A 25,819-nucleotide genomic window follows, 5' to 3' on the forward strand; every position below is an offset into this window, starting at 1 on the left:
GACGAACGGGGCAGACCAGAGGAGACGCCCACCATGTCGAGCCAGCAGCGCCGCGTCGTGATCACCGAATTCGGCCCGCCGCAGGTCATGCAGCTGCGGAGCGAGCCGCTCCCCGCCCCCGGCCCGGGCGAGGCGCTGATCCGCCAGACGGCGATCGGCTTCAACTTCATCGACATCTACCAGCGCCGGGGCATCTACCCGCTCGATCGGCCGACCGGGCTCGGCTTCGAGGCGGCGGGCGTGGTCGAGGCGATCGGGCCGGAGGTCACGGACCTCGAGGCCGGCGACCGTGTCGCTTACATGAATGCCGGCGTCGGCGCTTATGCCGACCGCCGCGCCCTGCCGGCGGGCAAGCTCGTGCGGCTGCCCGACGGTGTCAGCGACGAGGCCGCCGCCGCGCTGCTGTTCAAGGGGATGACGGCGCAGTACCTCCTGCGCAAGACCCATGCGGTGCAGGCGGGCGACCTCCTGCTGGTGCATTCCGCCGCCGGCGGCGTCGGTCAGATCCTGACCCGCTGGGCGACGGCGCTCGGCGCCACGGTGATCGGCACCACCGGCTCGCCGGCCAAGCGCGACGCGGCTTTGGCCGCCGGCTGCGCGGCGGTCGTCGACCTCAACGATCCCGATTGGCCGAAGGCGTTCCTGGAGGCGACCGGCGGCACCAAGGCCCGGGTCGTCTACGACGCGGTCGGCAAGGACACCCTGCTCAAGTCCCTCGACTGCGCCGCCCCGTTCGGCCTCGTCGTCTCGTACGGCGCGGCGTCTGGGCCGTCGCCGGCGATCGACCCGGAATTGCTGAACAAGAAGGGCTGCCTGTTCCTCACCCGCCCCTCGGTCTTTCCGCACAACGCCGACCCGGCCACCTTCCGGGCCAACGCCGCCGACCTGTTCGACGCGATCGGGCGCGGCCATGTCGCGGTCGATATCGGGGCACGCTTCCCGCTCGATCGGGTGGTCGAGGCGCACGAGGCGGCGGAGGCACGCAAGGTCACGGGCGCGATCGTGCTGGTGCCATGAGGCGACGCGCCGAGGAGGCCAGGCTCGATCGACGGGCCTGACACCCTCCAGATCCCACACCCTCCAGATCCTACACCTTCCAGGTCCTACACCTTCCAGGTCCTCCCGGGGCCGCGCAGCGGAACCCGGGATCCGTAGCCCCTGACGATCCAGTAGGAGGCGGGACGTCCACCGCCTCGTTCTCGAACGTCGGCGTTCATGGATCCCGGGTCCTCGCCTGCGGCGAGTCCCAGGATGGCGTCGAGGATGACGTCGAGGGTTGCAGATCGGCCGTGGTCCGGCCGGCTCCGGCAGCCGGCCGACCGCGACGTCAGTTCATCCACCAGATCGCCGCGTTGAGCGCCGTCGCGTAGGCGACCCAGGCGGCGTAGGGGACGAGGACGAGGGCCGCCACCCGGTCGAGCGGGAACAGGAGCCGGATCGTCCACAGGATCATCACCAGCAGGGCGACCACCACGACCAGGCCGCCGCCCAGGTCGTGGCGGGCGAAGAAGACCGGCGTCCAGGCGCCGTTGAGGGCGAGCTGCACGAAGAACGCCCACACAGCCAGCGTCCGGGTGCGCCGCAGGCCCCCGGTCGCCGGCATGGTGCCGAGCACCCGCCAGCCCGCGAACGCGATCAGCGTGTAGAGGATCGTCCAGGCGACCGGGAACAGCCAGTTCGGCGGGGTGAAGCCGGGTTTCGCCAGACCGGCATACCAGGTCGGGATGTTCGGCGTGGTCGCCAGGCTGCCGACCACGGCGACCGCCGCCACGGGCAGGATCGCGGCGAGGAGGCGCGGCAGCGGAGAGAGGACCGGCTCGGGGCGGGGAAGCGTTGCGGTGGACGGCATCTCGGGCTCGGGTGCTATACCGGGATGGAGGTTGCGCGGCGGCACCGGTTCTGCAAGGCCGGCGGGGCAGCAAAACGTCCCCGTCGCACCCTGGAGTCCCGGCATGAGCAGCGCCCCGCGCCCCTGGTCGAAGAAGAGCCTCGCCGCGCAGGCGCTCGGCCACATCGATCCGGTCACCAAGGCCGTGGTGCCGCCGATCCACGTCGCGACGACCTACCTCCGCGACCCCGACAACCAGTATTCCTCCGGCTACGTCTACGGCCGGCCCGACAACGCCACCGTGCGCGAGGCGGAGGCCGTGATCGCGATGCTGGAGGAGGCGGAGGCCGGCGCGCTGCTGTTCTCCTCCGGCATGGCCGCCGCCACGGCGGTGTTCGGCGCCCTCGATCCGGGCGACCACATCGTGGCGCCGACCGTGATGTACTGGGCCCTGCGGCGCTGGCTGTCCGAGGAAGCGACCCGCTGGGGCCTCAAGGTCGATTTCGTCGCCACCGACGACCTCGACGCCCTGAAGGCGGCCGTGCGGCCCGGACAGACCAAGCTCGTCTGGCTCGAGACGCCCTCGAACCCGCTCTGGACCATCACCGACATCGCGGGTGCCGCCGAGATCGCCCACGCGGCGGGCGCGCGCCTCGCGGTCGATTCGACGGTCAGCTCGCCGGTGGTGACCCGGCCGCTGTCCTTGGGCGCCGACGTGGTGATGCACGCCGCCACCAAGGTGCTCAACGGCCATTCCGACGTGATCGCCGGGGCGCTCGCCGGCGCCAGGGCCGACGACTTCTGGGCCCGGATCCAGCGCATCCGCTCCGGCAACGGCGCGATCCTGGGGCCGTTCGAGGCCTACCTGCTGATGCGCGGGATGCGCACGCTCCACGTGCGCATCGCCGCCCAGATGGCGAGTGCCGGCGATCTCGCCCGGCGCCTCGAAGCCCATCCGGCGGTCAGCCACGTGCTGTATCCGGGCTTGTCCCGGCATCCCGGCCACGCGGTGGCGGCCCGGCAGATGACCGGCGGCTTCGGCACCATGCTGTCGATCCGGGTGGCGGCGGGCGAGGCCGCGGCGATCCGGACGGCGGCGCGGGTGGGCTTGTGGAAGCGCGCCACCTCGCTCGGCGGCGTCGAGAGCCTGATCGAGCACCGCGCCTCGATCGAGGGCCCGAGCACCCCCTGCCCGCCGGATCTGCTGCGCCTCTCGGTCGGCATCGAGGAGGCCGACGACCTGTTCGCGGATCTGGACCAGGCCCTGCGCCAGGAGTGAGGCCGATCCGGCGGGAGCTTCTTGCGATCTCGGCGCGTTGAACCGGCGAAGCTTTTTTCTCCGGTTCACGGGAGATCGCCATGCCCGCCGCCATGCCCCTCGCGCTGCTCAGCGCGCAACTGATCCTCGTCGCGGCGGACGGCCCGCCGCGGCTCGACATCGAGGGCACCTGCAAGTCGCCCGGCCGCTCCTCGGTCAGCCAGGAATCCGGCTCCGACGGCTGCCTGCGCTCCGAGCGCTCGGCGGGCGACGAATTGCGCAAGCGCTGGGGCCAGTTCTCCGGCTCGGCCAAGACCCAGTGCTCGCAGCAATCGGTCGCCGGCGGCTTCCCGAGCTACGTCGAGATGCTGACCTGCCTCGAACTCGCCAGCGGCGCCGTGCCGGTGACGAGCCCCACCAACCGCGCCACCACCGGCCAGGGCAGCCCGACCTCCACCGGCAGCGTCCGCGGCCGACCGGAGGAGCGCGCCGACAGCCTCACCGCCGAGCCGGCCCCAAGCCAGCGCACCGACCCGCTCAAGGTGCTGGGCAAGCCGGCGCGGTGACGTCCTAGCGTGGGGGCAACGCCTTCGCGTCGTCCGTGGCGGTGGCGAGCCAGACCGGGGCCTCGCCGCGCATAAGCGGCAGGCGGACGGAGGCCGGCGGCGCCGCGCGGGCGGCGGCGAGGTCGCGCAGCTCCGGCGCCTGGGCGGTGTCGTCGACGGTGAGGAACAGGCCGCGCCGCCGCGCCGCCTGGCCGAGATCGGCGCGGCTGGTGAGCACGCTGAGCGCCGGGCTCGCCAGCAGGGCGAGGACGAGCGGCGCCATCCACAGCGCGAGCAGCGGATCGGCGGCGTAGGCGAGCGCCGCCGCCAGCATGAGGCCGGCGACCAGCGAATCGACCTGGAGCCGGCAGGCCTCGGACCACGGCACCCGGCGGTCGTCGCGCATCTGGGTGTCCCAGCGCACCACCCGGCCGGCGAAGGTCGTCGCCACGGCGCCGGCATTGAACAGGGTCATGACCGGCCAGAGCAGCACCCAAAGGGCCTGTTCGAGGGCGGCGCTGACGAGCAGGCTTCGGGTGCCGCCGAAGGCGGCGCGGCGCTCCGGCGACATCAGGACGTGGCCGAGGCTGAGGAGCTTCGGAGCCGCCAGCACGGCGAGGCTCACGCTGGCCAGGACCGCTGCCGCCGGTCCCTCGCCGGTGAGCCCGTAGGCGAGCAGCCCGAGATCGCCGGTGCGGATCGCCTGCCAGGTGCCGAGGCCCAGGAAGGCGACCCAGACCGGCGAGGCGAGGTAGGACAGGATGCCGGCGCCGAGGTGCCAGCGGCTGCCGGCGGTGAGGCCCGGCTGGCCGATGATGCCGAGATGCTGCAGGTTGCCCTGGCACCAGCGCCGCTCGCGGCCGAGGAGGTCGGTGAGGTTCGTGGGCATCTCCTCCCAGGTGCCGGGCTCCTCCGGCAGCAGGCGCAGCTCCCATCCGGCCCGCCGCAGGAACGCACCCTCGACCGTGTCGTGGCACAGGATCTCGCCGCCGAGCGGCGCCCGGCCGGGCAGCACCGGCAGCTCGGCATTGGCCGCGAAGGCCGCGATCCGCAGGATGGCGTTGTGGCCCCAATAGCCGCCGTCGGGTCCCTGCCAGGTGTCGAGCGCCCGGATCGACAGCGGCGCGTAGAGCCGCACGGCGAATTGCTGGATGCGGGCGAACAGGGTGTCGCGCCCGGCGGCGTAGCTGACGGTCTGGATCAGGCCGACCCGCGGGTTCTCCTCCATCAGCCGCACGAGGCGGCGCATGGCGGCGCCGGTCATCAGGCTGTCGGCGTCGAGCACGATCATGAAGTCGTAGTCGTGGCCGTAGGTCTCGCAGAACTCGCCGATATTGCCGGCCTTGCGCCCGGTATTCTCCCGGCGGCGGCGGTAGCGGATGGCCGGCAGGCCAGGGCCGGCGGCGTGTCGCCAGGCCTGGATGCGGGCGAATTCGCGCTCCTCGGCCGCGGCGATCTCGGGGTCGCGTGTGTCGCTGAGGACGAAGATGTCGAGGTCGCGCCCGTCGCCGCCGGTGCGGGCGAGCGACCGGGCCATCACCCGGATCGCCGCGAAGACCGCCGCCGCGTCCTCGGCGTGGATCGCCACCACGGCCGCCGTGCGGCTGCGGCCGGTGGCCTGCGGCGCGGTCTCGGCCGCCTGCCGTTCCACCGCCGACATCACCCGGGTCCCGAGGCCCGCCGCGACGGCGCCGTAAAGGTAGGTCCAGGCAATGTAGGATTGCCAGGCCATCGCCAGGCAGAACAGCACCAGCACCGCCGCTTCAAGCGGCCCGTCCGGCACGCCGGTGCTGGCGAGCGCCGCCGCCGCGAGGGCGAGCGCGGTCGCGACCGTCGGCAGGGCAAGCGCCAGGCGTCGCCGGCGCAGGGAGGCGGCATCCTCCCTCCGGGTGAGGTCCGCGCCGGGAGCAGCCGGCACCGCATCGTGCGACGAGGGTACGAAGGACATGGGGGTCGCGTGAACTCGGTGGAGGGGGGCCGGTTACGGGATGCGGCGCCGGACGCCTTGGCTGCGCTATCCCGCTGGCCGTCATGGATCAATCGGGCTGAATGACGCCAGAACGATGACACCTGTTCGCGGGCCCTCGCTCCCATAGATACAGCCCAGATGTATCTGGCCCGGCAGGGCCGGGGCGAGACGAGGGAGCGCGACGGGTGCCGCAGACCATCCTGATCACCGGCGGGGCCGGCTTCATCGGCCGGGCCGTGGCGCGGGCCCTCGTCGCCCGGGGCGACCGGGTGCGCGTGCTCGACAGCCTGATCGAGCAGGTGCATGGCGGCACGGCCCGGCCCGAGGGCCTGCCGGACGCGGTGGAGCTGCGCCGCGGCGACATCCGCGACGCGCGCGCGGTGGCCGATGCCGTGGCGGGCGTCGACGCGGTGATCCACCTCGCCGCCGAGGTCGGGGTCGGCCAGAGCATGTACGACGTCGACCGCTACGTCGCGGTCAACGACCACGGCACCGCGGTGCTGTTCCAGGCCCTGATCGAGCGGCCGGTGCGGCGGGTGGTCGTCGCCTCCTCGATGAGCGTCTATGGCGAGGGGCTGTATCGCGGCGCCGACGGGCGGGTGCGTGAGGAGGTGTTGCGCCAGCCGCGCTCCGGCCCCGACGCGCCGTGGGATCCCCTCGACGAGGAGGGACGCCCGCTGGTGCCGGTGGCGACCCCGGAATGGAAGCGCCCGGCGCTCGCCTCGGTCTATGCGCTGACGAAATACGCCCAGGAGCGCCTGACCCTGATGCTGGCCCCCGCCTACGGCATGGAGGGCGTGGCCCTGCGGCTGTGGAACGCCTACGGGCCGGGCCAGGCCCTGTCGAACCCCTATACCGGCGTGCTGGCGATCTTCGCCTCCCGGATCCACAACGGCGTCCCCCCGGTGATCTTCGAGGACGGGCATCAGCGGCGCGACTTCGTGCAGGTCGACGACGTGGCCCAGGCCTTCCTGCTCGCCCTCGACACGCCGCGGGCCGCCGGCCAGGTCTACAATATCGGCTCGGGCGAGGACCGCTCGGTGCGCGAGGTGGCGGCCCTGCTGGCCGAGGCGATGGGCCGGCCGGACCTGACGCCGGAGATCGCCGGCAAGGCCCGGGCCGGCGACATCCGCCACTGCATCCCCGACATCACCAAGGCCCGGGAGGAGCTGAGCTACCGCCCGGCCCGCGACTTCGCCGACGGCCTGAAGGAACTCGCCGCCTGGGTGGCGGCGCAGGAGGAGGCCCGCGACCGGGTCGAGGAGGCGCGCCGGGAGCTCGACCGGCGCGGGCTGGTGGCGTGATGGCGGATCCCCTCATCCCCGGCCGGCGGCCGGTCCTGATCACCGGCGGCGCCGGCTTCATCGGCGCCAACCTCGCGGATGCCCTCGCGGCGGAGGGGCGGGACGTCCTCGTCTACGACGCCCTGCTTCGCCCCGGCGTCGAGGCGAACCTCGCCTGGCTCAAAAGCCGCCACCCCGAGCGGATCTCGTCGGTCACGGCGGATGTGCGCGACACCGCGAGCCTCGCGGCGGCGGCGGCCGACGCCTCGGCGGTCGTCCACCTCGCCGCCCAGGTCGCGGTGACGACGAGCCTCGCCGATCCGGTCGCCGACTTCGCGGTCAATCTCGGCGGAACGCTCGCCCTGCTCGAAGCCCTGCGCCGGCGCCCCGCCCCGCCGCCGCTGGTCTTCGCCTCGACCAACAAGGTCTACGGCGATCTCGGCGACCTCGAATTCGGCCTGGAGGGCGACGCCTACATGCCGACCGATCCCGGAATCCGGGCCCTCGGCATCGGCGAGGACCGCCCCCTCGACTTCCACACCCCCTATGGCTGCTCGAAGGGCGGCGCCGACCAGTACGTGCTCGACTATGCCCGCAGCTTCGGGGTACCGGCCTGCGTCCTGCGGATGAGCTGCATCTACGGCCCGCGCCAGATGGGCACCGAGGACCAGGGCTGGGTCGCCCATTTCCTGATCCGGGCCCTCGAGGGACGGCCGATCACGATCTACGGCGACGGCTGCCAGGTGCGCGACGTGCTCGACGTCGGCGACGCGGTCGCGGCCTACCGGGCGGCTTTGGCGCGGATCGACGCGGTGAAGGGGCGGGCCTACAATCTCGGCGGCGGGCCCGGGAACGCCGTCTCCCTGCGTCAGGTGCTCGGCGTCATCGAGGCGATCGTCGGGCGGCCCCTCGACCTCGCCTTCGAGGGATGGCGCGCCGGAGACCAGCGCTACTACGTCTCGGACACCCGCCGCGTGACCGCCGATCTCGGCCTCAACGCCCCGCTGCCCTGGCAGCGCGGTCTCGCCCGCCTCGCCGCGTGGCTCGCCGAACACCGGGGCCTGCCCCGTCAGGCCGCCCTGGTCTGAGGCATCGGGCCCGGACCACGCGCGAGACGCGATTCGGTTCCAGACCCGAGCCTGCAGCCCGGGAATGATCAAAGTTGCGCCATGCGCTCGCGTCATGACGAAGGACCCTTTGGTATCCTTCGCTTAACTCTGCCCGGGCGAAAAGGCCTTGTCGTCCGGAGCGGCCCCGCCACTTCCCTCATAGTCGCCCCCAGTACCCGCGATGCCCGTTCCCGGTTCAGGACAGCCGCTTTGAGAATCGCCCTCGTCAACCCGACCTGGAGCTTCGAGAACAGCATCTATTTCGGGTGCCGTTCGCCGCACCTGCCGATCGAGCTCGGGGCCTGCAAGGTGCTCCTGGAGCGGGCGGGGCACCAGACGCTGATGCTCGACGGCGCCCTCGACGGCCTGACCCTGGACGAGCTGGCCGACAGGGTCGCGGCGTTCGCGCCGGCCATGACGGTGGTGACGACCGCCCCGACCTACCTGTTCTGGCGCTGCGCCCAGCCCGAGCTGCGGGTGCCGCGCGCCTTCCTCGACGCGCTCGCCGGCCGCGGCGGCCGCACCGTGGCGGTCGGCCCGCACGGCTCGGTCACGCCGGAGACGACGCTCGCCAAGCTCGCCTGCGAGCTCGTGGTACGGGGCGAGTGCGAGGAGGTGGTGACGATGCTCGCCGAGGGCGGCCTGTCGCGGCCCGGCACGGTCCCGGCCCTGGCCTTCCGGGACGGGGACGAGACCGTCATCACTGGCGGTCCCGCGGCGACCGCCTTCACGGACCTGCCGGCGCTCGCCTGGCCCGACGCGTGGGTGGCGCGCCACGCCCACCATCACCACCGCTTCGACCGCGCGCCGGAGGGGCCGGGAGCCGAGATCGAGGCCTCGCGCGGCTGCCCTTATTCCTGCACCTTTTGCGCCAAGATCGACTTCCGGGACAAGTACCGGCGGCGCGCCCTGCCGCTCGTCCTGGAGGAGGTCGACCGGTTGATCGCGCAGGGTGTCACCTACCTCTACTTCATCGACGAGATCTTCCTGCCGCAGAAGCCGCTGCTCGAGGCCCTGGCCACGCGCCGGGTCGAGTTCGGGGTGCAGACCCGGATCGACCTGTGGAAGCCCGACATGCTCGACCTGCTGGGAGAAGCGGGCTGCGTCTCGATCGAGGCCGGGGTCGAGAGCCTGACCGAGGCCGGCCGCGCGCTGCTCGACAAGAATTGCCGCGCCTCGACCGACGATCTCGCCGAGCGCCTGATCCATGCCCGCCGCTCGGTGCCGTTCGTGCAGGCCAACCTCATCAAGGTGGCGGGGGACGATCCCGAGCTGGTGGCGGCCTGGCGCGACCGCCTGCGCGCCGCCGGCGTCTGGGCCAACGATCCCGTGCCGCTCTACCCCTACCCGTCCTCGCCGGATTACCGCCGCCTGTGGGGCGAGCCGGACGGCGAGGCCTGGGAGCGGGCGCACGACCATTACCTCGGCCAGTTCGACCGCTTCAGCGACATCCAAGAGGAGCGGCCGGCCCCGTTGCGCGAGTTGGAGGCGGCATGCTGCCCAGCCTGACGGTCCCGGCCGGACGCCCGATCCCGCATCGCGGCGCGCCGGCCTTCCACCTGTTCATGACCGTCGATGCGGTCGGCGGCGTCTGGCAATACGGGCTCGACCTCGCCGAGGAGCTGATCCGCCAGGGCGTCGGCGTCACCCTGGCGGTGCTCGGGCCGGAGCCGAACCCGGACCAGTTGCGCGCGGCGCGGGCCATCCGCGGCCTCACCCTGTGCCCCCTCGGGACCAGCCTCGACTGGACGGCCCTGACCCGCCGCGAGGTCGAGGCCGCCGCCGCCATGGTGGCGCGCGAGGCCGAGCGGGCCGGCGCCGACCTGATCCATCTCAACAGCCCGGCGCTGGCCGCGATCACCGAGTTCTGCGCCCCCGTGATCGCGGTGGCGCATTCCTGCGTGGCGACCTGGTGGGCGGCGATGCGGCCAGGCCCGCTGCCGCCGGACCTGGCCTGGCGGGCGGCCCTGGTGGCGGAGGGCTACCGCCGGGTCGACGCGCTCCTGAGCCCGACCCGCGCCTTCGCGGAGGCGACCGCGGCGACCTACGGCGTCGCGCCGCCCCGGGTGGTGCCGAACGGCCGGCGCAAGCCCGCCGACCGCGGCCACCGCACCCCGGCGGGCGCTGCCGCCTCGCCCTTCGCCTTCACCGCCGGCCGGCTGTGGGACGAGGGCAAGAACGCCCGCACCCTCGACCGGGCGGCGGCGCGGATGCACCTGCCGCTGCTCGCCGCCGGCGACCTCAAGGGCCCGAACGCGGCGCAGTTCGCGCCCGAGCATTTGCGTCCCTTGGGCCGCCTGAGCGACCAGGACGTGGCGCGCTGGCTCGCCGGCGCGCCGATCTACGCGTCCGCCGCCCGCTACGAGCCGTTCGGCCTCGGCGTGCTCGAGGCCGCGAGCGCCGGCTGCGCCCTGGTGCTGTCCGACATCCCGACCTTCCGCGAATTGTGGGACGAGGCCGCGATCTTCATCGCCCCCGACGACGATGCGGGCTTCGCCCACGCCATCGAGATGGTGGCCGCCGATCCCGCCATCCGGGCCCGGCTCGGCGCCGAGGCGCGGGCCCGGTCCGAGGCCTTCACGGTCGAGGCAATGACGGCCGGCGTCCTCGACGCCTACCGGGCCGTGCTCGAGGCGCCGCCGCTGCGGGCCGGGGCGCTGGCGTGAGGATCGTCGTCTTCACGCATTCCCTGCGCTCGTGCTGGAACCACGGCAACGCCCATTTCCTGCGCGGCGTGCTGCGCGAGCTTCAGGCCCTCGGCCACAGCGTCGCGGCGCACGAGCCGGAGGGAGCCTGGAGCGTCGAGAATCTGGTTCGCGATCACGGCGCGGCGGGCCTCGCCTCGTCCCTCGCGCCCTATCCCGACCTCGAGCCGACCATCGACCGGCCCGGCTTCGATCTCGATGCGGCCCTCGACGGCGCCGATCTGGTGCTCGTCCACGAATGGAACGAGCCCGCCCTCGTCGCCCGCATCGGCGCGGCGCGGCGCAACGGCGGCCGCTTCACGCTTCTCTTCCACGATACCCACCACCGGGCGGTGAGCGAGCCCGACGCGATGCGGGCCTACGACCTCTCCGCCTATGACGGCGTGCTGGCCTTCGGCGAGACGCTGGCTGCGGTCTATCGCGGCTGGGGCTGGGGTCATCGGGTGTTCGTCTGGCACGAGGCCGCCGATACGCGCCTGTTCCATCCGCCGGACGTCGAGGGTCCCCGCGAGGGGCTGGTCTGGATCGGCAATTGGGGCGACGGCGAACGTAGCGCCGAGCTGGAGCGTTTCCTGTTCGCACCGGCCCGGACGGCGGGGCTCCCGCTCGACGTCTGGGGCGTGCGCTACCCCGATGCGGCGCTGGCGACGCTGCGCCGGTTCGGGGCCGATTACCGTGGCTGGCTGGCGAATGCCCGCGCCCCGGACATCTTCGCCCGCCATCTCGCCACCGTGCACGTGCCGCGGCGCTTCTACGTCGAGGCCCTGCCCGGCATCCCGACCATCCGGGTGTTCGAGGCGCTGGCCTGCGGCATCCCCCTGGTCTCGGCGCCCTGGCGCGACAGCGAAGCGCTGTTCACCCCGGGGAGCGACTTCCTGGTCGCGCCGGACGGGGCGGCGATGGAGCGGCATCTGCGTGACCTGGCGCACGATCCCGGGCTGCGCGCGGCACTGGCGGAGCGGGGGCTCACGACGATCCGGGCGCGGCACACCTGCGCGCACCGGGCGGCAGAGCTGCTGGCGGTGGCGGAGCGGCTGCGGGGGTGAGTGCGCGGCCCGCGCCCTGCGCAGGAACCCTCCCCCGCTGCGGGGGAGGGGACGCCGCTTCCGGAGAGGGCGCGACCCGCATGACGGCGGCTCCCTGGATCAGCGTCGCGCCATCCCTCTCGGCGGGACCTTGTCCCGCTGCGCTCACTCCGTCCGCCCCCCTTCCCGCAGAGGGGGGCTTGGGCGCGGCGCGCTCGTGAGCAATCCCTAACCCTTGTCTCATACCCTCGCGCCTTGCGCCTTCGGACGGATCCGTTCGAAGGCGCGGCGGTATCAGGGCAAAGCACCCAACCGCACCAGCAGGTTCGCCATCACCGCCACCCGCGGCCCCAGGCTGGCGAGATCCAAATGCTCGTCATGGGCGTGCAACCCCGCCCCGCACGGCCCGAGGCCGTCGAGGGTCGGCACGCCGAGCGCCCCGGTGAGGTTGCCGTCCGAGCCGCCGCCCGACACCTCCGCCGACACCGCCACCCCGAGTTCCGCCGCCACCGCCCGAGCGACCTCGTAGATCGCCAGATCGCCCGCCCCTGTCTTCCAGAGGGGGCGCTCGCTCACGAGATCCGCCGCCAGCCTGGCGTCGGTCTCCCCGGCGATGACCGCCGTGATCTCCGCCCGCCGCACCTCGTCGGCCGCGACGCACAGCATCTCGGCGGACGCCCGCTCCGGCACGCAATTGACCCAACGCCCGCCGCCGATCACACCGACGCTGAGGCTCGCGCCCGGCCGGCTCCGGCTCTCCAGGGCCACGATCGCCCGGGCGAGCCGGTGGATCGCCGAGACGCCCTGCCCGGGGTCGCGGCCGGCATGGGCGGGCCGGCCGGTCGCCGCGAGCGCGTAGCGCAGGATGGCGTGGCGGCCGACGACGAGGCCGCCATTGTCGCGGGCGGGCTCCGGCACCAGCACGCAGGCCGCCGCCTTCGCCCGGGCCTCGATCAGCCCGCGCGAGCGCGGCGAGCCGATCTCCTCGTCCGACGTGATCAGGAATTCGACCGGGCGGGCGAGGTGCGGGCCGGCCCGGCGGAGAGCTTCCAGCGCCAGCACGATCCCGCCCTTCATGTCGAGGATGCCTGGCCCGAAGACGCGGTTCCCCTCGATCCGCCACGGGTTGCCGGCGAGTTCGCCGACCGGGTGGACGGTGTCGAGATGGCCGAGGATCAGGACCGGCGGGCCGGCGAGCGCCCCGCCGCGGTCGTAGACCGCCCGCACGGCGCCGGCTGCGTCGAGGCCGGGATCGGCGGGGGCGAGCGCGAGCCCGTCCGCCGCGAATTCGGCCCGCATCAGGGCGAGCCCGGCGGCGAGCGCCGCGGGGTCGTAGCTCGGCGTCTCGCACAGGACGAGGCGGCGCAGGCGGTCGAGGGCGGCGTGAAGCTCCGCCGGGCTCGGGCCGGGAATCACCTCAGAGCGCCGTCGCCGCGTGGGCGGCGATGTCGGCGTGCGTAGCGAACCAGACGTCGCCCTTCGCCTTGGCGGCGCGGATCAGCTCCTCGACGATCCACAGGCGCGAGCGGTAGCCGATGATGTGCGGATGCATGGTGAGCTGGAACAGCCCGCCCTCGCGATAGGCGCCCTCGAACTCGCGCATGAAGATCGAGAGCACGTCCTCGGGGCCGATATGCGGGCGCAAGCCCTCGAACCGGCTCATCATGAAGTACGGCGCGTCGTCCCGGATCCACTCGACCGGGATCTCGACCACGCCAGTCGGCTCGCCGTCCTCCATCAGCTCGTAGCAGGCGTCGTCGGCCATCAGCGAGGAATCGTAGAGCAGGCCCATCTCGCGGATGATCGCCAGCGTCGCGTCCGAATAGTCCCAGGACGGGGTGCGCAGGCCGACCGGGCGCGTGCCCGTGATCCGCTCCAGGGCGTCGGCGCTGCGCAGCATCAGGTCGCGCTCGGCCTCCCGCGGCAGCACCGAGTTCAGCTCGTGGATCCAGCCATGGATGCCGATCTCGTGGCCGGCCGCCACCACGGCGCGCTGCTCGTCGGGATAGAGCATCGCCACCACCGCCGGCACGTAGAAGCTCGCCGGCACGCCGTGCTCGGCGAGCAGCGTCAGGATGCGCGGCATCCCCTGGCGGTGTCCGTACTGGCCCCAGGACAGCCGCCCGAGGGACTTGCCGCCGTCGCGCAGTTCGTTGGTCTCGTGGTCGACGTCGAAGGACAGGGCGACCGCGCACCGCTTGCCGTCGGGCCAGGCCGGCGCCAGGGTGCGGCCGGCCCGGACCTTGTTGACGCGCTGGCGCCAGTGGCTCTCGGGCCATTGCCACGGCTTGAGGGTGGAGGGATCGGTCATGGAGGGTGCTCCGGATCAGGCGAGCCGCGCCTTGCCGGTCTCCGGCATGCGCGCGAGGACGGCGAGCGTCACCGCCGCCATCGGGATCAGGTAGGCGGCGGCCGGCGCGAGCGCCGAGCCGGTCGCCGCGATGAGCCAGGTGGCGACGAAGGGCGCGAAGCCACCGAACACCGCGACCGCCAGCGTGTAGCCGATCGACATCCAGGTCGAGCGCAGGTGGCTCGGGAAGATCTCCGAGATCGCCGCCGGGCCGGGGCCGGAATAGAGCGCGACGATGATCCCGAACACGACCTGGATCGCCACCACGGTGGCGAATCCGGGACCGCCGGCGACGATGCGGAACAGCGGGTAGGACAGGAGAATCGCCGCGACCGCGCTCGCGATCAGCAGCGGCTTGCGGCCGATCCTGTCGGAGAGGTGGCCGAAGACCGGCACCGTCAGCACCATCGCGACGAGGCCGATCGTGTTCGACCACAGCGCCTGCGAGGCGGAGAGCCCGCCGTATTTCTGGGTGAAGGTCGGCATGTAGGACAAGAGCATGTAGTACGACACGGTCCAGAAGATCGTGAAGCCGAAGGCGCGCAGGCCCAGCCGCGGGCCGCTCTCGGTCGCGGGCGGGGTCGCCGCGGCCGTCGCGTCGAACACCGGCGTCTCGTCGACGCTGCGGCGGATCAGGATGCCGACGACGAGGAGCGAGGCGCCGAGCAGGAACGGGATCCGCCAGCCCCAGGCCAGCATCGCCTCAGGGCTCAGGAGCGAGGTCAGAAGGGCGGCGACGCCCGAGCCGAGCAGGATGCCGGACGCGGTGCTGACCTGCTGGAACGACCCGAACAGGCCGCGCCGCCCCTCGGGCGCCCACTCGATGATGAAGGCGGTGGAGGCGCCCCATTCGCCGCCCGCCGCGATGCCCTGGAGGATGCGCAAGGCCACCAGCAGGGCCGGCGCCGCGATCCCGATCTGGGCGTAGGTCGGCAGCAGACCGAGGCCGATCGTGCCGAGCGCCATCATCAGGAGCGTCAGGACGAGGGCGACCTTGCGCCCGCGCCGGTCGCCGAGCCGGCCGATCACCGCCCCGCCGAAGGGCCGCGCCAGGAAGCCGACGCCGTAGGCCGCGAAGGTCGCGAGCAGGGACGCGGTCGGGTCGCTGGACGGGAAGAACGCGGCCGAGATCGAGCCGGCCAGGAAGGCATAGACCCCGAAATCGTACCATTCGAGCATGTTGCCGATGCAGGCGGCGGAGATCGCCCGCCGCGCCCGCGGATCGAGGGTGGAGCGTGGTCCCGATCCGGCGACAATCCCGTGCATCCCGTCGTCTCGCGCTGTCTTGTATTGCCATGCAATACGCTGCATTGCATCGTATGCTGAGGCAGGGGGAGACGCGATGTCAACGGAGGACGGCCTCGAAACGGCACGAAGCCGGCTCTTTGTGCAGTCTGTCGAAAAATGCTTCAGCATCCTGGAAGCATTCACCGGCACCCGCTACCTCTCGTTGCAGGAGATCAGTCAACGCAGCGGTCACGACAAGAGCACCTGCCAGAGGATGACCCATACGCTGGCGCAAATCGGCTATCTGGAACAATGCCCGGCGACCCGGCGCTACGCGCTGTCCGATCGGGTGCTCGATTTGAGCTATCACCTGCTGCGCAACCACCCGCTGATCGAACGGGCGACGCCGATCCTAATGGAGTTGCGCCGCGCCTGCGACGCGCGGGTCGACCTGAGCCTGTTCTCGCAGGCGTCGCTGGTCTACGCGCTCCGGCTGCAGGCACGGGCCGAGCCCTACTACACCAACCTGGTCGGGCGCCGAATCCCGCTTTTCTGCAGCGCCGGCGGCCGGGCGGTGCTGGCAGCCCTTGCGGAACCGGAGGCGCGCAGGCTGGTGGAAGCCGAGGACCGCCGGCCGCTGACCCGGTTCACGCAGACGGAGGTCGCGGCGGTGATGGCCGCGGTGGACGCGGCGCGGCGCGACGGCTACGCGATCGCGGCCCATGAGGTGATCGAGAACGAGGTCGTGGTCGCGGTGGCTTTGCGCGACGCCACCGGGGCGCCCTTCGGCGCGCTCCACGTCGCCGGCGAGGCCGGTCCCTGGAACGACCCGGATGTCACAGGGCGGATCCTGCCCGCCCTGATGCGCGCCGCCGCCCTGGTGAGCGGCGCAGGGTGAGGCTCAGTACTCGACGAACTCGCCGAGCCGGCCGGCGAGGCGGTAGGCGCGCTCGCGGGTGAGGCCGCGCAGGATCACCCGAGACGCGCTGTAGAGCGTGAAGGTGCCGTCTGCATCGGCCTGGATCCTGATACCGTCCTGCATGGCGTCACGCTCCCCGTCGTCGTTGCGGCACCCCGTTCCGGAATGCGGGGGGAAACGCACCAGGATGCCGATGGGTACGGCGCCGGCTCACATTTTTTAAACCATCGGACGCGCGAAAAACGATCGTCCTGCCGGAACCTTCACGGTTGGATGAATCTTTCTCGTCACCCGCCCCGAGCGGGGAAAACCTCCCGCTCCGGCGGGCCGGCTTCGCCGCAAGGCCGCAGCCGTGCATGAGGAGACCAAAGATGAAGAAGATGACCCTGGGCCTCGCGGCGGCTGCCGTTCTCGGCACCCTCACCTTCGGCATCGGCGCGGCCTCCGCCGCCCCGGCGAGCCCGGCCGGCATCCAGGCCGCCCCGATGGTGGAGACGGTGCAGATGACCCGCGGCGAGCGCCGGATGATGCGCCACCACCGGATGCACCGGCACATGATGCACCGCCGCCACATGATGCACCGGCGGCACATGATGCGTCACCGCATGATGCACCGCCACATGCACCGCATGTAAGGATTTCCGCTCCGCCCGGCCCGGATCGTCCCAGGGTCGGGCGGAGCCTTTCTGTCAGAACGGCCGGTTGGCCAAGGCCGGCTTGCCGGCCAGGATCCGCTCGTCGACCTGCCGCACGTCGCGCAGGCCGCACATCGCCATCGTGACGTCGAGTTCCTTGCGGATGATGTCGAGGCACTGGGTCACCCCCGCCTCGCCGCCGGCCCCGAGCCCGTACAGGAAGGCGCGGCCGATGAAGACGCCGTGGGCGCCGAGCGCCAGCGCCTTGATCACGTCCTGCCCCGAGCGGATGCCGCCATCCATCAAGACCTCGATCCGGTCGCCGACCGTCCGGACGATCTCCGGCAGGGCCGCGATCGACGAGATCGCGCCGTCGAGCTGACGGCCGCCGTGGTTCGAGACGATCAAGGCCTCGGCGCCGCTCTGCGCGGCCATCTCGGCATCCTCGGGATCGAGGATCCCCTTCAGGATCAGCTTGCCGCCCCAGCGGTCGCGGATGCGCTTGACGTCGTCCCAGTTGAGGCGCGGATCGAACTGCTCGGCGGTCCAGGACGAGAGCGAGCGCAGATCCCCCACCCCCTGCGCGTGGCCGACGATGTTGCGGAAGGTGCGCCGCTCGGTGCGCAGCATGTTGAGGCACCAGCGCGGCTTCGTCGCCAGGTTGACGATGTTGGGGATCGTCATCCGGGGCGGGGTCGAGAGGCCGTTCTTCACGTCCTTGTGGCGCTGGCCAAGGATCTGGAGATCGAGGGTGAGCACCAGCGCCGAGCATTGCGCCGCCTTGGCGCGGTCGATCAGCCGGTCGATGAAGTCCCGGTCGCGCATCACGTAGAGCTGGAACCAGAACGGCGCGTCGCTGTTCTCGGCCACGTCCTCGATCGAGCAGATGCTCATGGTCGAGAGCGTGAACGGCACCCCGGCCTTGGCGGCGGCGCGCGCGGCCAGGATCTCGCCGTCGGCGTGCTGCATCCCGGTCAGGCCGGTCGGTGCCAGCGCCACCGGCATGCTCACCGGCTGGCCCACCATGGTGCTGGCGAGCGTGCGGTTCGTCATGTCGACGGCGACGCGCTGGCGCAGCTTGATCTGCGAGAAATCGTCCTCGTTCGCCCGGTAGGTGCCCTCCGAGTACGAGCCGGAATCGGCGTAGTCGTAGAACATCCGCGGCACCCGCCGCTCGGCGAGCACCCGCAGGTCCTCGATGCAGGTGACGGGGCCGCTCGTGAAGAACCGCGACATCCAGGATGGCGGCCGCGACGAGGGCATTCGGGTGGCGTGCATGGCGTCTCGCTCGTGCGTGTCTTGGCTCCCGCGCGGGCCATCGGTCGCCCGGGCGCAGGTTTTTCGTCTCAAGCCCGTACGGGATACAATCAACCGTTCCGGTCTGACCATCGTTTTTGCCGTGCGCCCGGCGCGGCCCGGCACCGCGTCCGGTCAGGAAGCCATTTCCTCCCGCGGCGTGGCGCTGAGCTCGGTCCAGTCCAGTTCCTCCTCGAGGCGGAAATAGGCGTCGTCGCCGATCTCCCCGCGCTCGCGCAAATCCAGGATGACGCCGCGGGCGGCCTCGACGGCGCGGCGGCGCAAGGCATCGGCCGGCAGGCTCGACGGGGCCAGCCCCTCGTCATGGGCCTCCGCCTCGCGGATGCCGGCCTCGAATTCCCGCCGCAGCGCCTCGGCATGGGGCGAGTCGTCCTCGGCCAGGCTGTCGCGGGCGGCCCGGTAGGCCGCCGCCCGGGCGCGGCCGATCTCGAGCCCGACCGGATCGTCGTCGCCCAGCGAGAACCAGGCGAGCAGCGGGCGCAAGGTCAGGCCCTGGATCACCAGGGTGCCGAGCACGACGCAGAACGCCGTCAGCACCACGAGGTCGCGATGCGGGAAGTCGCCCGGCAGCGCGAGCGCCAGCGCGATGGTGACCACGCCGCGCATCCCGCACCACGCCACCGTGGCGCCCGAGCGCAGGCCGATCGGGCGCGGGCCCACCGGCCCGGCGAGGCGGCGCCACAGGCGCGCGGCGGCCCGCGCGCCGAGCACCCAGCCGAGCCGCACCGCCACCGTGGTGCCGAACACCGCGGCGGCGACGACGGCGTAGTGGCTGCGCTCGGCCGGGCTCAGGCCTTCCAGGATCGGGCCGATCTGCAGGCCGATCAGCACGAAGGCGAGCACATTCAGCACGAACACCGCCGTCTCCCAGACGGTGTTGGAGGTGATGCGCAGGTGCGCCGGCATGGTCTGGGGCGAGAGCCGCGACACGGTGAGGCCGAAGCTGACGACCGTCAGCACGCCCGAGACCTCGACCCGCTCGGCGGCGAGCCACAGGCCGAAGGTGGTGACGAACTGGAGCACCACGGCGCTCGGCGGATCGGTGACCCGGCGCATCAGCCGGACGTAGAGCACGGCCAGCGCCGGCCCCGCGACGAGCCCGCCGACGATTCCGACGAGGAAGGTCGGCGCGACCTCGGCGGCCGAGAACGACCCGGTCGCGACGGCGCCGAGCGCCAGCCGGTAGATCAGCAGCGACGAGGCGTCGTTGAACAGGCTCTCGCCCTTGAGGATGGTGACGAGGCGGTGCGGCAACCGGAGATGGGCCAGCACCGAGAGCGCCGCCACCGCATCCGGCGGCGCCACGATGGCGCCGAGGACGATTGCCGCGGCAAGCGGCATGTCGGGCACGAGCCAGCGCGCGACGAGCGCCACCGCCGCGGTCGTGACGCCGACCGCGCCGACGACGAGGCCGGCGACCGGCAGCCAGTTGCGCTTCAGGTCGCGCAGGCTGGTATCGTAGGCGGCGTCGAGCAGGACGGGGGCGAGGAACAGGGCCAGCGCCAGGTCCGGATCGAGATCGAAGCGCGGCACCTGCGGCACGAAGGCGAGCCCGACCCCGCCGATGGCGAGGAAGGCCGGGAACGGCGCCCCGAGGCGCCGGGCCAGCCCCGCGAGCAGGACCGCGACGACGAGCACGCCGGCGGTCCATTCGAAGATCAGCATCACCCCTCCGGCTGTCGAAGGGAGGTAACGCGCGGAGGCGGGAGAGGTTGGCGGGCGATCCGTCGCCGGCGGTCGGCCCGGCGCCGTCACGTCAGTCCGAAGGCAGGACGGCCCGCAGCGCGGCGATCTGGCCCGGCCGCAGGATGCGCCCGTCGGCGAGCACGATCCAGGGCGTGCCGGTCGCGACGCGGCCCGCCTCCGCCACCGCCTCGCGCAGGGTCGTGGTCGGGCGCTCGTCGGTGTCGCGGTCGTCCGGCCAGACGACGAGCTGCGCCGGGGCGGTCCAGTCGGTGCGGATGCGGTCGCTCATGGACGCCAGGGGACCACCGCATTGCGGCCGGGCCTGGGCGAATTCTTTGCGGCGGCGTGTCATACCCTCGCGCCTTGGTATCGACAGGTCGATGCCAAGGCGTCCGGCGCATCGGCGCCGGTGCCCGTTCGGGCTTGCCGTGCGCCGTCGAATGGATCCGTTCGACGGCGCGGCGGTCTCAGGGCCAAGATGGGGCGTCGGCCGGAGGCGTCGGGCGCCCTGGAAGCTTTCGAGGCGCGGACTGGCCCGACCGGAGGGCGCCTCAAACGGGAACGGCCGGGGCGTGAGCCCCGGCCGCTTGACGTGTCGAACCGTGACCGACGTGTCGATCAGCGCAGGAGCTGCAGGATGCCCTGGTTCGCCTGGTTGGCGAGCGACAGCGCCGAGATGCCGAGCGACTGGCGGGTCGACAGCGCCTGCGAGTTCGCCGCCTCCTCGTTCATGTCGGCGTTGGTCAGGTTGTCGGCACCTGTGCTCAGCACGTTCGAGAGCTGCTTGGTGAAGTCCTGGCGAGTCTGGACGGTCGCGAGGTTCTGGCCGAGGGTCGAGCTCAACGCCGTGAGGCTCGTCAGTACGTTGGTCAGTGCATCCGCGGCCTTGGACAGATCCGAGTTGTTCTGAACGCCGTAATTGAGGCCAGCCTGCGAAGCACTGCTGTCAACCAGGGTGCCGATGCCAAGATTCGTCGAGGTGATCAACGTTCCCTGCACATCCAGCTTGCTGGCATTGCTACCAGTCTTCTCGTTGAATGCTACGGTCATCTTATCTCCCTGAAGGAGATTGGTGCCGTTGAAGCTCGCATCCTTGGCAAGCTGGTCGATCTGGGTACGAACGTCGTTAAACTGGTTAATCAGGCTCGACCGCACCGCTGAGGTCGTCGTCGCGTTCACGGCGGCGACCTGCGTACCGGTACCGAAGAGGGAGTTCGTGTCGGCTGCAACAGCGGTGAAGGCGCCAGCCGTTGTCTTCGTGCCGGACACCAGCGTCAGGGGATCGGAGCCTTGGCCCGTCACCACCAGCTGACCGTTGTTGTCAACGGACGCCGTCGCCAGACCCGACTTGTTGATGCCGTTGACGAGATCACTGACGGTGCTGGTCGCCGTCATGGTGATTTCGTAGGTGGTGGAACCGGACTGAATGCGGAACACGTTGGTGTCCGAGCCGGTCGCGGCGGCAATGCCAACCACACCAGCGGACCCAGAGGTCGCCTGAGCAGCAGCGCCAATCAGATTCTTGGCGAGCGCGGTATCACGCTGGCTCTTTCCGGTGGCGGCGGCTTCGGTGACGTTCGCGATACCGCTGGCGCCGCCGCTGACGGCAGCACCTTGAACCTTGGGCAGGTTCTGCGCCGCGTTGGACTGCGCCTGCTTGATCGTCGACTGAAGCTGCTTCACCTGCGAGGTGATCGCGTCGATACCCTTCGAGGCAGCCTGGATCGTCTGGATGTTGTTGGAAATGCCATCGAGCAGGCCGGACAGCGCGTCCGCCCGGTTGTTCAGGCCGTTCGCCGTGAAGTAGTTGACCGGGTTGTCGAGGGCCGAGTTGACCTTCTTCCCGGTCGACAGGCGGGTCTGGTTCTGAGCGGTCAGCGAGGCAGCGTCCTGCAGCGAGAGCAGGTTCTGGCGCGAGGCGGCGCTGAGCGTAACGTCGTAATTCATCTTGGCGATCCTATTCGATCTCGAGGCCTTCTATTTTCGAAGGCATGGTCACATTCGGACACGGGCCCCTTCCCATTTGTTACCGCGATCGCCGGAAAGAGCGTCGATCCCGACTTCTGGCTTTTATGATTTACGACTGATTAATCGAAGCGCCCTACTGTCCTTCCGAATTTGGAACGGCACCGGCATGGCCCTGCGCATTGATCTCAAACCGCATGAGCGGCTCATCGTCGGCGACGTCTCGATCCGCAACGGGGATCGCCGGGCGACGCTGACCTTCGAAACGAAGGCGAAGTTCCTTCGCGAGAAGGACATTCTCACCGAGAGCCAGGCCCGGACGGCCTGCGAGCGCCTGTACGTCCTGCTCCAGGCGATCTACCTGACCGACAACGACCAGTCGGTCGAGAACGTGTTCATGGCGCAGGCCAACGATATCATGAGCGCGGTGCCGACGATGACGCCATACATCTCGGAGATCTACGCCAAGATCAGCAGCCGGGATTATTACCCAGCGCTGAAGGCCGGCCAGGAGCTGATCCGGTACGAGCGGTCGTTGAGCGAGATCGCCGCGCAGCAAGCGGAGAGCCACGTATAATGCGCGGCGGGCCAGAGGCGTCGGACATATCCACCGCGGATATCTCAGACTCTCCTCGACCTGGGCGACACTCCTGACACCCTCGCCGTCATTCCGGGTCCGCGCAGGCGGAGCCCGGAATCCAGAACCGCAGGACTTCCAGGATGGGACCGACGGCGTTCCGCTTGATCCTGTCCCACCTGAGTGTCCGGATCCCGGGCTCCGCCTGCACGGACCCGGGATGACTTGGTGGGTGTCAATTCGGCCGGGGCAAGCCAAACGGGCCGTCAGCCCCCTACCCCGCCAACCCCTCGGGCCGCTTCACCTCGATCTCCACGAAGGCGATCGGGTGGTCGGAGCCGTTCTGGACGTCGTGGCGGATGCCGGCCGGGCGGCGGTAGGACTGGCCGTGGGCGAGCGGCACCTCGGTGACGGCGGTGCCGTCATGGACCCGGAGCGTGCCTTCGGTGATCATCACCACGAAGTAGGGCCAGCCGTGCTCGTGCCAGCCGGTGACGGCGCCGGGCGGGAAATCCCAGCGGGTGATGCGGACCGTGTCGTCGTCGACCTGGACGGTCGGGATTGCGGGAATCGTGCAGGCGAAGGCCATGGCGCGACGCTCCTCAGCGGGCGGATTCGAAGCCGGCGAGGACCGCCGTCAGGTTCTCGCCCAGCAGGTCCGAGAGGTAGCCGCCCTCCTGCACCAGCACCGTCGGGAGCTTCAGGGCAGCCAGCGCCGCGCCGATGCGGCGGAAGCCCTCCGTGGTGATGGCGAGCCCGGCGAGCGGATCGTGCTCCGAGGCGTCGAGGCCGAGCGCCACCACGAGCGCGGTCGGGGCGAAGGCCGCGATCGTGCGGGTGGCGACGCCCGTCAGCACGTCGAGATAGGCGTCGTCGCCGGTGCCGAGCGGCAGCGGCAGGTTGAGGTTGGCGCCGATCCCCTCCCCGTCCCCGCGCTCGTGGGCGTAACCCCAGACGAAGGGATAGAAGCCGCGCGGATCGGCGTGGAGCGAGACGGTGAGCACGCTCGGATCGCGGTAGAAGATCCCTTGCGTGCCGTTGCCGTGATGCACGTCGACGTCGAGCACCGCGACCCGGGCGTGCTTGCGGCGCAAATGGGCGGCGGCGACCGCGCTGTTGTTGAAGTAGCAATGGCCCCCGGCCCGGTCGCGATAGGCGTGGTGGCCGGGCGGGCGGCAGAGCGCGTAGGCCGCGTCCTCGCCGTCGAGCACCCATTGCGCCGCGCTCGCCGCGACATCCGTGGCGGCAGCGGCCGCCGCGTAGGTGCCCGGCCCGATCGGGCAGGCGGTGTCGACGGTATGCCAGCCCAGCCGCCCGACGATGTGGGTCGGGTAGGTCGCGGCCTCGCGCACCGGATGGATGTTGGCGATCATCTCCGCGCCGTGGTCGGGCAGGGCCTCCCAGGCCTCCCAGGCCTCGGCCAGGAAGGCGAGGTAGTCGGGGCTGTGCACCTGGGCGCGGGCGCCCTGGCCGTGGCCTTGCGGCGCCACCACCGTATGGTGGCCGGCCCTCAGCCCGGCGAGCAGGCGGTCGGCCCGCTCGGGCTGGTCGGCGGCAGGCTTCACCTGGCCGCGCACCAGGAAGAATTTCGGGTCGTGGCGACGGTGGTCCTCGGAATGGACGGCCTTCATGGGGGTTCCCGTATGTCTCAAGGGGTGAGGGTGAGGCTCCGCACCAGCCGGCCGACCTCCCGGCGGGCGACGCCGAGATGGTGGTCGATATGGGCGACGATCCGCTCCGGGTGGCCGGCCTCGATGGCCTCCAGCACCGGCTCGTGGGTACGGGCAATCTCGTCCGGGTCGTCGTAGAGCCGGCCGATCAGCCCGATCACGATCCGCAATTCCGAGGCCAGCCCGTCGAACAGGCGCAGCATCCGGGCATTGCCGGCAGCCTCGCAGATCAGCCGGTGGAACTGGTAATCGGCCTCGACGATGGCCGCCGGGTCGTCGCGCCGGGCGAGCTCCCGCATCAGGTCGAGCTGGCGGCGCAGGCCCTCCCGCATCGAGGGCGTCAGGCGCCGCGCCGCCTCGACCGCCGCGTGGCGCTCGACGCAGAGGCGAAGATCATAGAGCTCGTCGACGTCCTCCGCCGACAATTCCCGCACGAAGAAGCCGCGCCGCGGCGAGGCCATGAGCAGGCCCTGGCTCTCCAACAGGCGGGCGGCCTCCCGCACCGGCGCCCGGCTGATGCCGAGCTCGCGGGCCACCGCCGCCTCCGCGACCTTGGCGCCGGGCGCCAGCCGGCCCTGCACGATCGCGTCGGTGAGCCGGCGCGCGACCTGGCGCACGAGATCGCTCTCGGCCAGCACCGGCAACCCGACGGGTGGGGACATCGCGCGCATCGCACCTCCGTTGGGGGCCAATGTGCAATATGTGAGCGTCGATTGTCGACACTTTCAGCTTGATCGCCGGGCAGGGCCGGGCCAGTCTAGGCTCATGCCGGGTGATGTCGTGCTTCGCCCGGCCCAGCATCCGGCCGTCGGTGCGCGAGTGTTCGCGCCACGCCGCCCGTACACGCGAAGTCTTCGCGGCCCACGCCGCCGCGGACTTGGTCCGCGAGGAGGTCCGATGTCGTCATCCGTCCATCCGCACTCCGACGAGGTGCAACGCATCCGTGTCGATCTGGCGGCGGCCTACCGGCTGATCCATCGCCTTGGACTCGACGACAGCATCTACACCCACATCTCGGCCCGGCTGCCGGGGCCGGAGCATCGCTTCCTGATCAATCCTTACGGCTTGCGGTTCGAGGAGGTGAAGGCCGGCAACCTCGTCACCGTCGACCTCGAAGGCCGCGTGGTGGACGATCCCTGCGGGCTCGGCATCAACCCGGCCGGCTTCACCATCCACAGCGCGGTTCATGCCGCCCGGGAGGACGCCTTGTGCGTGCTCCACACCCACACGGTGGCGGGCGTCGCCGTGTCGTGCCAGGAGGAGGGGCTGCGGCCGCTCAACCAGTGGTCGATGCAGTTTCATGGCCGCCTCGCCTATCACGATTACGAGGGCATCGCCCTCGACCTCGACGAGCGCGAGCGCCTGGTGGCCGATCTCGGCGCCAAGCCGGTGATGGTCCTGCGCAACCACGGCATGCTGACCTGCGGCCGCTCGGTCGCCGAGGCGTTCAAGCTGATGCACAACCTGGAGCGCTCCTGCCGCGCCCAGCTCGCGCTGCAGGCCGCCGGCGCACCGCTGATCCGTCCCTCGGCGGCGGTGGCGACGAAGACCGCCGGGCAATACGCGTCGTTCTACGACAAGATGGAGACCGGCCAGCTGCCCGATACGGAGTGGGACGCGTTCAAGCGGATGCTCCAGCGCACCGACCCGGATTACACCGAGTAGAGCGATAGAACGCACCCGCTGCCGAATAGATCGCGGGATTCCCTCTCCTGCTTGGGAGAGGGGTAGGGGTGAGGGTGACACGCTTC

25 protein-coding genes are annotated in these 25,819 nt (G+C 71.5%); 12 read left to right on the top strand and 13 right to left on the bottom strand.

The features are described from left to right. The first annotated feature begins 33 nt into the window (after positions 1-33). Positions 34-1,017: a quinone oxidoreductase family protein gene (locus tag FF100_RS19300; protein WP_139037313.1), complete on the top strand. Its 984-nt coding sequence runs from the start codon at positions 34-36 to the stop codon at positions 1,015-1,017. A 310-nt stretch (positions 1,018-1,327) separates the two neighbouring features. Here the strand turns inward: FF100_RS19300 and FF100_RS19305 are convergent, their stop codons facing one another. Then, positions 1,328-1,849 carry a TspO/MBR family protein gene (locus FF100_RS19305; RefSeq protein WP_139037314.1) on the bottom strand — a complete coding sequence of 174 codons (522 nt, stop codon included), beginning with the start codon at positions 1,847-1,849 and terminating at the stop codon, positions 1,328-1,330. A gap of 103 nt (positions 1,850-1,952) precedes the next feature. On the opposite strand from FF100_RS19305, the gene FF100_RS19310 reads away from it, so the two are divergent. Together FF100_RS19310 and FF100_RS19315 are read left to right on the top strand one after the other, a co-directional pair. Further along, entirely contained in the window at positions 1,953-3,107 is a 1,155-nt protein-coding gene (locus tag FF100_RS19310) for a trans-sulfuration enzyme family protein (protein ID WP_139037315.1), read from the top strand. An 80-nt stretch (positions 3,108-3,187) separates the two neighbouring features. Then, the gene (locus FF100_RS19315) at positions 3,188-3,652 is read left to right on the top strand and encodes a hypothetical protein (protein WP_139037316.1); all 465 of its coding nucleotides are present in this window, start codon (positions 3,188-3,190) and stop codon (positions 3,650-3,652) included. A gap of 4 nt (positions 3,653-3,656) precedes the next feature. Here the strand turns inward: FF100_RS19315 and mdoH are convergent, their stop codons facing one another. After that, positions 3,657-5,579 carry a glucans biosynthesis glucosyltransferase MdoH gene (gene mdoH, locus FF100_RS19320; protein ID WP_139037317.1) on the bottom strand — a complete coding sequence of 641 codons (1,923 nt, stop codon included), beginning with the start codon at positions 5,577-5,579 and terminating at the stop codon, positions 3,657-3,659. Between the two features lie 206 nt (positions 5,580-5,785). Between mdoH and FF100_RS19325 the strand changes: the two genes are divergently transcribed. The 5 genes from FF100_RS19325 (at position 5,786) to FF100_RS19345 (ending at position 11,743) form a co-directional block, all read left to right on the top strand. Next, entirely contained in the window at positions 5,786-6,904 is a 1,119-nt protein-coding gene (locus FF100_RS19325) for an SDR family NAD(P)-dependent oxidoreductase (protein WP_139037318.1), read from the top strand. Beyond that, complete coding sequence (locus tag FF100_RS19330; RefSeq protein ID WP_139037319.1) at positions 6,904-7,971, top strand: NAD-dependent epimerase/dehydratase family protein; 1,068 nt, start codon at positions 6,904-6,906, stop codon at positions 7,969-7,971. The genes FF100_RS19325 and FF100_RS19330 overlap by 1 nt, the downstream gene beginning before the upstream one ends. A gap of 231 nt (positions 7,972-8,202) precedes the next feature. Then, a complete protein-coding gene (locus FF100_RS19335) occupies positions 8,203-9,501 on the top strand; it encodes a TIGR04295 family B12-binding domain-containing radical SAM protein (protein ID WP_139037320.1) in 1,299 nt (432 codons plus the stop codon). After that, a complete protein-coding gene (locus tag FF100_RS19340; protein WP_139037321.1) occupies positions 9,486-10,658 on the top strand; it encodes a glycosyltransferase family 4 protein in 1,173 nt (390 codons plus the stop codon). The genes FF100_RS19335 and FF100_RS19340 overlap by 16 nt, the downstream gene beginning before the upstream one ends. After that, positions 10,655-11,743: a CgeB family protein gene (locus tag FF100_RS19345; RefSeq protein WP_139037322.1), complete on the top strand. Its 1,089-nt coding sequence runs from the start codon at positions 10,655-10,657 to the stop codon at positions 11,741-11,743. The genes FF100_RS19340 and FF100_RS19345 overlap by 4 nt, the downstream gene beginning before the upstream one ends. A gap of 273 nt (positions 11,744-12,016) precedes the next feature. On the opposite strand, the gene FF100_RS19350 is transcribed toward FF100_RS19345, so the two are convergent. Genes FF100_RS19350 through FF100_RS19360 form a run of 3 tightly spaced genes read right to left on the bottom strand, consistent with a single transcriptional unit; the run spans position 12,017 to position 15,338 of the window. After that, complete coding sequence (locus FF100_RS19350) at positions 12,017-13,138, bottom strand: M20/M25/M40 family metallo-hydrolase (RefSeq protein ID WP_139037323.1); 1,122 nt, start codon at positions 13,136-13,138, stop codon at positions 12,017-12,019. A 1-nt stretch (position 13,139) separates the two neighbouring features. Further along, on the bottom strand, positions 13,140-14,033 hold the full coding sequence (locus FF100_RS19355; RefSeq protein ID WP_139037324.1) for a polysaccharide deacetylase family protein: 894 nt from the start codon (positions 14,031-14,033) through the stop codon (positions 13,140-13,142). A 15-nt stretch (positions 14,034-14,048) separates the two neighbouring features. Beyond that, positions 14,049-15,338: an MFS transporter gene (locus tag FF100_RS19360; RefSeq protein WP_139037325.1), complete on the bottom strand. Its 1,290-nt coding sequence runs from the start codon at positions 15,336-15,338 to the stop codon at positions 14,049-14,051. 76 nt (positions 15,339-15,414) lie between these two features. Here FF100_RS19360 and FF100_RS19365 point away from each other — a divergent pair, with 76 nt between their 5' ends. Continuing rightward, positions 15,415-16,197 (top strand): IclR family transcriptional regulator, encoded by a 783-nt coding sequence (locus FF100_RS19365; protein ID WP_171070254.1) that lies wholly within the window; start codon positions 15,415-15,417, stop codon positions 16,195-16,197. A 3-nt stretch (positions 16,198-16,200) separates the two neighbouring features. On the opposite strand, the gene FF100_RS37200 is transcribed toward FF100_RS19365, so the two are convergent. Continuing rightward, positions 16,201-16,341, bottom strand: a complete 141-nt coding sequence (locus tag FF100_RS37200; RefSeq protein WP_171070255.1) for a hypothetical protein — start codon at positions 16,339-16,341, stop codon at positions 16,201-16,203. A 248-nt stretch (positions 16,342-16,589) separates the two neighbouring features. Here FF100_RS37200 and FF100_RS19370 point away from each other — a divergent pair, with 248 nt between their 5' ends. Next, on the top strand, positions 16,590-16,853 hold the full coding sequence (locus FF100_RS19370) for a hypothetical protein (RefSeq protein WP_139037327.1): 264 nt from the start codon (positions 16,590-16,592) through the stop codon (positions 16,851-16,853). Positions 16,854-16,907: 54 nt separating this feature from the next. Here FF100_RS19370 and FF100_RS19375 read toward each other — a convergent pair whose 3' ends face one another. The 4 genes from FF100_RS19375 to FF100_RS19390 all read right to left on the bottom strand — a co-directional run bounded on the left by FF100_RS19375 (position 16,908) and on the right by FF100_RS19390 (position 21,803). Then, entirely contained in the window at positions 16,908-18,089 is a 1,182-nt protein-coding gene (locus FF100_RS19375) for an alpha-hydroxy acid oxidase (RefSeq protein WP_139037552.1), read from the bottom strand. A 195-nt stretch (positions 18,090-18,284) separates the two neighbouring features. Then, positions 18,285-19,835 carry a cation:proton antiporter gene (locus tag FF100_RS19380; protein WP_139037328.1) on the bottom strand — a complete coding sequence of 517 codons (1,551 nt, stop codon included), beginning with the start codon at positions 19,833-19,835 and terminating at the stop codon, positions 18,285-18,287. A gap of 91 nt (positions 19,836-19,926) precedes the next feature. Next, positions 19,927-20,145, bottom strand: coding sequence for a hypothetical protein (locus FF100_RS19385; RefSeq protein ID WP_139037329.1), 219 nt, complete (start codon positions 20,143-20,145; stop codon positions 19,927-19,929). Between the two features lie 329 nt (positions 20,146-20,474). Then, complete coding sequence (locus tag FF100_RS19390; protein ID WP_139037330.1) at positions 20,475-21,803, bottom strand: flagellin N-terminal helical domain-containing protein; 1,329 nt, start codon at positions 21,801-21,803, stop codon at positions 20,475-20,477. A gap of 187 nt (positions 21,804-21,990) precedes the next feature. Here FF100_RS19390 and FF100_RS19395 point away from each other — a divergent pair, with 187 nt between their 5' ends. After that, positions 21,991-22,398, top strand: a complete 408-nt coding sequence (locus FF100_RS19395) for a flagellar biosynthesis repressor FlbT (protein WP_139037331.1) — start codon at positions 21,991-21,993, stop codon at positions 22,396-22,398. Positions 22,399-22,672: 274 nt separating this feature from the next. Here the strand turns inward: FF100_RS19395 and FF100_RS19400 are convergent, their stop codons facing one another. The 3 genes from FF100_RS19400 to FF100_RS19410 are packed head-to-tail and all read right to left on the bottom strand — an operon-like array spanning position 22,673 to position 24,730. Next, on the bottom strand, positions 22,673-22,987 hold the full coding sequence (locus FF100_RS19400) for a cupin domain-containing protein (protein ID WP_139037332.1): 315 nt from the start codon (positions 22,985-22,987) through the stop codon (positions 22,673-22,675). A gap of 13 nt (positions 22,988-23,000) precedes the next feature. Further along, complete coding sequence (locus FF100_RS19405; protein WP_139037333.1) at positions 23,001-24,029, bottom strand: histone deacetylase family protein; 1,029 nt, start codon at positions 24,027-24,029, stop codon at positions 23,001-23,003. A 17-nt stretch (positions 24,030-24,046) separates the two neighbouring features. Next, positions 24,047-24,730, bottom strand: coding sequence for a GntR family transcriptional regulator (locus FF100_RS19410; protein WP_246102172.1), 684 nt, complete (start codon positions 24,728-24,730; stop codon positions 24,047-24,049). Positions 24,731-24,965: 235 nt separating this feature from the next. On the opposite strand from FF100_RS19410, the gene FF100_RS19415 reads away from it, so the two are divergent. After that, positions 24,966-25,733: a class II aldolase/adducin family protein gene (locus FF100_RS19415; RefSeq protein WP_139037335.1), complete on the top strand. Its 768-nt coding sequence runs from the start codon at positions 24,966-24,968 to the stop codon at positions 25,731-25,733. The last annotated feature ends 86 nt before the right edge of the window (positions 25,734-25,819 follow it).

Source organism: Methylobacterium terricola, assembly GCF_006151805.1.
In the GTDB taxonomy this organism is placed as follows: domain Bacteria; phylum Pseudomonadota; class Alphaproteobacteria; order Rhizobiales; family Beijerinckiaceae; genus Methylobacterium; species Methylobacterium terricola.